Origin of the sequence: Pedobacter sp., assembly GCF_035317785.1 — a bacterium.
In the GTDB taxonomy this organism is placed as follows: Bacteria; Bacteroidota; Bacteroidia; order Sphingobacteriales; family Sphingobacteriaceae; genus Pedobacter.
In genome coordinates this window covers 1-6,915 of the sequence record NZ_DATHGC010000146.1, presented here as the reverse complement: position 1 = coordinate 6,915, position 6,915 = coordinate 1, and the positions used below count along the sequence as shown (strand labels likewise).

Annotated in this window: 7 protein-coding genes; 1 reads left to right on the top strand and 6 read right to left on the bottom strand. The window is 45.6% G+C overall.

The window, feature by feature from the left end; genetic code table 11:
• Positions 1–379: PQQ-binding-like beta-propeller repeat protein (locus tag VK541_RS09175; RefSeq protein ID WP_324369188.1), on the top strand; the 379-nt coding region annotated here is incomplete at its 5' end.
• Between the two features lie 4 nt (positions 380–383).
• Here the strand turns inward: VK541_RS09175 and VK541_RS09170 are convergent.
• The 6 genes from VK541_RS09170 to VK541_RS09145 form a co-directional block, all read right to left on the bottom strand.
• Positions 384–2,129 (bottom strand): PAS domain-containing sensor histidine kinase, encoded by a 1,746-nt coding sequence (locus VK541_RS09170; protein WP_324369186.1) that lies wholly within the window; start codon positions 2,127–2,129, stop codon positions 384–386.
• Positions 2,130–2,145: 16 nt separating this feature from the next.
• A complete protein-coding gene (locus VK541_RS09165) occupies positions 2,146–2,460 on the bottom strand; it encodes a circadian clock KaiB family protein (protein ID WP_324369184.1) in 315 nt (104 codons plus the stop codon).
• Positions 2,460–2,738, bottom strand: coding sequence for a circadian clock protein KaiB (kaiB, locus tag VK541_RS09160; protein ID WP_324369182.1), 279 nt, complete (start codon positions 2,736–2,738; stop codon positions 2,460–2,462). Before kaiB ends, VK541_RS09165 begins: the two co-directional genes overlap by 1 nt.
• Before the next feature lie 11 nt (positions 2,739–2,749).
• A complete protein-coding gene (gene kaiC / locus VK541_RS09155; protein ID WP_324369180.1) occupies positions 2,750–4,498 on the bottom strand; it encodes a circadian clock protein KaiC in 1,749 nt (582 codons plus the stop codon).
• A 123-nt stretch (positions 4,499–4,621) separates the two neighbouring features.
• Positions 4,622–6,382, bottom strand: coding sequence for an SMP-30/gluconolactonase/LRE family protein (locus VK541_RS09150; protein ID WP_324369178.1), 1,761 nt, complete (start codon positions 6,380–6,382; stop codon positions 4,622–4,624).
• Between the two features lie 59 nt (positions 6,383–6,441).
• Positions 6,442–6,915: alpha-L-fucosidase (locus VK541_RS09145; RefSeq protein WP_324369176.1), on the bottom strand; the 474-nt coding region annotated here is incomplete at its 5' end.

The window sequence follows — 6,915 nt, the reverse complement described above, 5'->3', positions numbered from 1 at the left end:
GTATCCTGCCATTAACCCGCCCTGGGGGACATTGACCGCCATAGACTTGAATACGGGAAAACACTTGTGGCAAAGAACCCTGGGTGAACTAAAAGAACTGACAGCAAAGGGCATTGCACCTACGGGAACTGAAAATTACGGCGGACCGGTGGTCACCTCTGGCGGACTGCTGTTCATAGCCGCCACAAAGGACGGGATGTTTCGTGCTTTTGATAAAAAGAATGGTAAGGTTCTTTGGGAAACTGAACTGCCCGCCGCAGGATACGCGACTCCAAGCACCTATGAGGTTAATGGAAAGCAATACATTGCAATTGCGTGCGGTGGAGGTAAGCTGGGCACAAAAAAAGGCGACAGCTATGTAGCGTACGCGCTAAAATAATTCATTACTGAGGTGCGCAGGGAAGTGTAAACCAGAATGTACTTCCGCTTCCAGGTTCACTTTCTACCCCGATTTGACCACCGTGCTTCTTGATGATCTCCGAACTGATGTAAAGTCCAAGTCCCAGGCCGGAATATTGTCTGCCGGCAGGATCTACGCGGTAGTATCTATCAAAAAGATGAGGGACAACCTCAGGCGGTATACCCGGTCCCTTGTCAATCACAGCTACTTTTGCCAGAGCTCCAAAGCGCTCTACATTGATCAGGATCTCTAAAGACTCACTGGCATATTTGATCGCATTGTTGATCAGATTGATGAGAACCTGCTCAATTTTGTAGGCATCGATTTCTACATTAAGGGTTTTATCCCCTCTCATTGTTATGCAATACTGATCTTCTAGTCTAAGCTCATCACAGCAACCAGCGATGAGTTCATAGAGGTTAATCTTATTTTTATTCAAATGAAGTTGTCCACCGGTAAATTTAGAAGTATTTAACAGATCTTCTATTAATACACTCACACGGTTCATGCTCTTGTTGGCCTGTTCCATTAATTTGTGAAATAGCTCAGACTCTGCTCCTGTATTTAATCTTCTCAGCAATTGAAGGGACGCCTTTAGACTGGTGATGGGTGTCTTGAGTTCATGGCTGGCCACACTGATAAATTCGTCTTTCTGCTCAAAAACCTTGCGACGGTGTGTTACATCCATAAAAGTTGCAATACCAGAGATGATCTCCCCGTTTTCGTCTCTGATAGGGGCCGCATTAATAGAGATATAAAACCGTTCACCGTTTGCGGGCTGTATGCCGATCTCATAATCATGCATCGGTTGCTCCTCGCTTAAAGTGATGGCCACAGGGTGTTTATCTGCAGGTAAAACATCCCCGTCAAGCGTCACATTGGTCCATCTGGCATCATTATAAATATTGCGGATGTTTTCCTCATCCTTCAACCCGAGAATTTTCTTTGCCATAGGGTTGGCATAGATCACATTACCTCCAAAATCAATAATGGTTACTCCTTCGGCCATAGTTTCCAGCACACGGCTCAGCTGCTCCTGATTGCTGCGCAGTTCTCTTTCTACCAGAGTTTTCTGGTAAATGCTGTTTTCCAGATCTTTTGTACGAAGTTTTACCGTCTCTTCAAGATGAAGGTTAAATTTTCTGGTGAGTGCATGAGCGGCTTCCAGTTCTATGTTTTTTTGGTACAGCAGGCGCTGACTTTCCTTTTGTTCAGTAAGGTCGGTAAGGATAATGCTCATAGACATTCCTTCATCAAGACTCAGTATATTTAAGGAAAGCTGTACAGGCACCAGATTGCCGTGAATGCCTGACAGACTCAGTTCGCCTTTGCTATTGTGCTGCCATGAACGCTCAAATAGACTTTCAAAATACGACCTGTCTGCTTCTGCTACGAAATTAACAAATGTATGACCGGTGATCTTTTCCAAAAGGGTATTGAGTAGTGTACCAAACTGAGAATTGGCATACAAGATGTTTCCGGAGGAGTTTAGTGTCACTGCGCCCTCGGTCATCTGCTCTATAAAAATACGATAGGTTTGGTCGGCACTCTTAAGGGTAAACAGCTGGTGTCCCTGACCTGATTTCATCACAAGCGCATCAACTTCACCGTTTCTGATGGCATCTATAATATCAGTGGCCTCCTCAAGTTCAATTTCTTTAGCTTGAAGTTCGGTGCTTAATTTTTGCAGCTCCGCCAATAGTTCTGTATGTGATCTCTTGTCTTTCAATCGCTAAATTTTAATATCAACTCAAGCCTAAGCCTCTTAAGACCTTCAGCCTATCGGACATATCTCCTATTAAACGTCTTTTGGGAGCCGGATACGACTTAATCAGCACGGGAACAGCTGTAACGTTTTCGCTCTTTACGAGCAGCGGCTGCTGATGGGCATCAATGATTTCCAGCTCATACCGGTCGGTCAGATATTCATTCAGAATGCTCTGGAGGTTATTGATGGCCCTTACCGATACAGCAGAAGTTCCCGTTACAAATAATCTTAATTTGTAAACTGGATTTTCCAGGCTGGCCCAGCCCGCTATTTCGTTCTCTTTATCTCCCATTATCTTCGACGGATGTCTAGTCCTACAAGCACTTTTTCCTGATCAGATAGATCGCCAATGATCTTGCGCACTGGCTCAGGTACTTTTTTTACCAGTGTGGGGATGGCCAGGATCTGATCGCCCTCGGCAAGCTGGGGATGAACAAGCAGGTCGATTACCTCTATGTGATATTCACCTTTCATGTGTTCTTCGCAATATTTCTTCAAATTGCTCAGGGCAGCTACTGATTTCTGTGTCTTCCCGGCTACGTATAGCCTCAATTCATATTTCTGTTCCAAACCGTTCTCCCTTATTTGTTTTTTTCGTTCCTTATCCTTATGGCTTCTTTGTTGCCTTTTCTAAACTCAGTCATCCGCTGACGTGTTTCGGCTGCAACGCCTTTTTTTATGTCTTCTTCGATATAAACTTTGTTGAGTTCTTCTTCAGTGGACTCAAACTCCGTTTTCAGGCTTTCTATCCGCGCTTCCAGCAGCCTGCGTTTGCGTATCAGTTCGCGGTCCTTGCGGCTGATGGCATGAGTGTGAAGCACCTGTCCGGTTTGTTCCAGCAACTTCTGTGCCTCCCTTGCAGAACCGGTAAGCACACCCTCTGGTCCAAGATATACATCTACCAGATCCAGGCCACTGTCAGTAATGACAAATTCTCTGATCTGATTGGAGTGCTGCATACCCCTGGACTTGATTACATATAGTCCACGATTGCGCTCCCCGTTCATTTCGATATCTTTGATCAGCATCCAGGCGTCAACAAGCGAGGATACACCTTCATCTGTCTGATCGCTTACCACTGTATTCAATGACAGTGCAGTAAATATTACGGTAATCTGCTCAGATTGCAGAAAATCAATCAATCTGACCAGCATAGACTTCACGTCACTCACCGACCCTACGGTGATCAGATTGGTGATCGGGTCGAGCACCACAACCTGTGGTTTAAATTTGCGGATTGCTTTATGTATGGCTACCAGGTGCATCTCAAGTCCATATAGCGTAGGTCTGGAGGCATAGAATTCCAACATACCTTTGTCGGCGTGTTTTTGCAGGTCGATGCCTATAGACCTCATATTTCTGATGATCTGGCTCGGAGATTCCTCAAAAGCAAAATACAGGCTCCTTTGTTTCTTTTCGCAGGCCTGATTGATAAAACTGGCGGCAAAACTGGTCTTGCCCGTGCCTGCTGTCCCGGAAACCAGCACGCTGCTTCCCTTATAAAAACCTCCGCGGCCAAGCATGCTGTCTAGCTGTTTAATCCCTGAAGAAACGATTTCTGTAGAAACCTTCTTATTCAGCTTCAAAGAAGTCACCGGCAAAACTGAGATGCCTTCCTCATCTATCAGGAAAGGATACTCATTCGTACCATGCATCGTGCCCCGGTATTTAATGATCCTTAAGCGCCGTGTGGAGATCTGGTTAATGATCCGGTGGTCAAGTAAAATGACACAATCAGACACATACTCTTCGAGTCCCTGCCTGGTCAGCGTTTTTTCTCCTTTTTCGCCCGTAATTATCGTGGTAACGCCTTTTTGCTTGAGCCAGCTGAACAACCTTCTTAATTCAGCCCTTATTATTCCTTCATTGGTCAAGCCAGAAAACAGGTTCTCTATCGTATCCAGCACGACGCGCTTGGCTCCAATACTGTCTATAGCATAGCCCAAACGGATGAATAAACCCTCAAGATCGTATTCCCCGGTTTCTTCTATCTCAGTTTTATCTACATGGACATAATCGATTTTTAGTTTCTTTTGTTTCTGCAGCTGTTCGAGATCAAAACCCAGAGAGGTTACATTAGCAGCCAGCTCTTCAGGTTTTTCTTCAAACGCGATAAATACCCCGGGCTCATTGTATAATTCCACACCCCTTACTATAAATTCCAGAGCAAATAAAGTTTTACCACAACCTGGTCCGCCGCAAATTAGTGTAGGCCTTCCGGTAGGGAGCCCGCCAAGTGTGACTTCATCTAGACCGGGTATCCCTGTTGGTGTTTTTTGCAGTTCAGCGTGATCAGCTATTTTTTTTGAATGCGCAATTTTCTTTGACATAAGCGTTCCAATACTTGTAATGGGTTATAGATACCCTTATAACCTGCCGATCAGCCCATTATCAGCGATCGAAACTTTTGGTTATAAATTAAGTATTGGAACAATAAGGAGTGCTAAAATGTTTTACAGTTTTGGAATAACCGGCTTTTCGGGCTTGTCAAAACTGTTGGCACCGTGTATCCTGAGCTTCCTGCGATATACTTTATCACCGCAGGAGACATACATGGTATCGAAATCGGGTCCGCCAAAACAAAGATTGGAAGGGCCGCCTCCGGGCGTAGGAATAACGGCAATCACCCGGCCTATTTCGTCCATGATCTGCACGCCGAGCCGCGATGCCACATATACCCTGGCATTCCGGTCACACTTGATGCCATCAGACCAGGCATTGTCTGCCTCATCAGGCACATGTAGCCAGCCAAAACGCTGTTTGTAAGCCAAAGTACCATCTCCTTTGACCTGGTACACCCACACCCAGTGTGAAGTCGATTCTGAAACATAAAGCTGTGTCTGGTCAGAACTTAAGGCCAGGCCGTTTGCATATCTTAGTCCTTCGTCGGCTATACTTTTTGTGCCATCCGGTTTAATGAGGTAAAGTTTACTTGGTTTCTCAGTTCCATCAGGTGCAGTTACATAGATATTTCCATTATTGGCCACTACGAGATCATTTCCGGGGATATGATCAGCGATTATTGCACGTTTTCCATTTTGATCATAACTCAGGATCTGGTTTGTTTCTGTAGCCACACTGTACCGTTTCCCATCCGCACCAAAAGAGTTTGCACTTGCTTTCTTCGCGTCGGTATCAACGATATTGAGTTTTCCTTTGACATCTATTTTATAGGTTTTAGATCCCGGGATATCCTGAAAGAAAACTTCTCCCGCAGCATTGGCAATGGTCCCTTCTGAAAAACCATAACCCTGCCCCACCAATTCCCAGTTCTGCCCGGGGATCAAAATATCGGCGATGAACTGGTTTTTAGATATTCCCGGTGCAACGGCTTTAGGATAATCCTTCCACAACCAGCGCATGGCCTGAGGAAAGATCGCGGTGGCATGGTTGCCGTTGTGACCGCCCTGCCCCCAGCTATGCTCCACTTCATATCCTGCAAAGGTCAGTGCCCTTTCCATCAGCTGTCCGGCTACCCACCAGTCACCCGCATAATTGTTGAGGTCGTTAGATCCCTCCTGCAGAAATATCCGGATTGGTTTTGGCTCGTACTTTCGGATCAGCGTAGCATACCGGTCCGCACCTCTGAAACCGACATAGGTACCGATAGCACTGAATACCCTTGAAAATGCATCTGGGCGCTCCCATGCAGCAGTAAAAGCGCAGACCGCACCGCTGCTCGAGCCACCTATAGCCCGGTCATTTGCTTTTTTTGAAAGCAGGATATTCCGCCCGTCTTTTGTTTTTTGCTGTGCTGCCTGCGGCAATATTTCTTCGAGGATAAAGCGTGCGTAGTCGTCGCCAAGGCCATCATATTCAAAACTGCGGTTGGTGCGGTCTATCGCATTTGCCCTGTTTTCTGCAGGTACACGTCCAGGCTGTATAAAAATCCCGATGGTTACCGGCATCTCTTTTTGGTGGATCAGGTTATCAAATACCGCAGGTGCTTTAAACTGAATTCCATCCTGGTTCACATATACGCATGCGGGGGTTTTACCGTCATATTGCGCTGGCACGTAGATCCAGTAATCCCGGACTGTGCCAGGGAATATTTTTGAACTTTCAAAGGTCAGTTTGATGAGCTCGCCTTTTGGCACACCGGAGTGTTCAACTGATGCGGAATCAACCGGGTATTTTTCCTCAGCATTTTGGGAAAATACGGTTAGTCCCGGTGCAAAAAACACCAGGAAAAGCAAAACTTTTACCTTGTTCATATTTGGAAGTCAATTAATTAGAACTAATTTATAAATGGCAACCAAATATATAAAATAGATCAGGAAATCACAGGAATGCCATCGGCACTGGAATTTAGCTCCAATACGATCACGGAAGCGTCTGCGTTCGGCAATACTTCAGGCAGTTCAAGCATAACTATCCCCTTATTGTCCTGACTCCATCCGGTTTTACTGCCTTTTAGAAAATAAGCCTTCCTGACCTTTACCGCAGGTAGTGCCGGTAAAATTAATGTACCTCCTTTTCGCTCAAACACATGGATATAGAGCTTATTTCCCTTGCGTGTCGCCGCATACACCTCGTTTGGTGCAAATGGCCCGCCATGAGTTCCGTAAATGCTCTCACCATACAGTTTTAACCAGTCACCCATCTCTTTAAGCCGCAGAACCTGGCGCTCTTCTATTTGTCCGTTAGCCATAGGCCCGACATTGAATAGCAAGTTCCCGTTTCCTCCGGCAGTTTTCACTAATGTCTGCAGACATTGCTTTAATGACTTCATTTTGTCATTAGGTTT

Coding starts and splice junctions, on each gene's coding strand:
- VK541_RS09165 (WP_324369184.1), bottom strand. CDS start 2,460: ATGGGAGATAAAGAGAACGAAATAGCGGGCTGGGCCAGCCTGGAAAAT.
- kaiC (WP_324369180.1), bottom strand. CDS start 4,498: ATGTCAAAGAAAATTGCGCATTCAAAAAAAATAGCTGATCACGCTGAA.
- VK541_RS09150 (WP_324369178.1), bottom strand. CDS start 6,382: ATGAACAAGGTAAAAGTTTTGCTTTTCCTGGTGTTTTTTGCACCGGGA.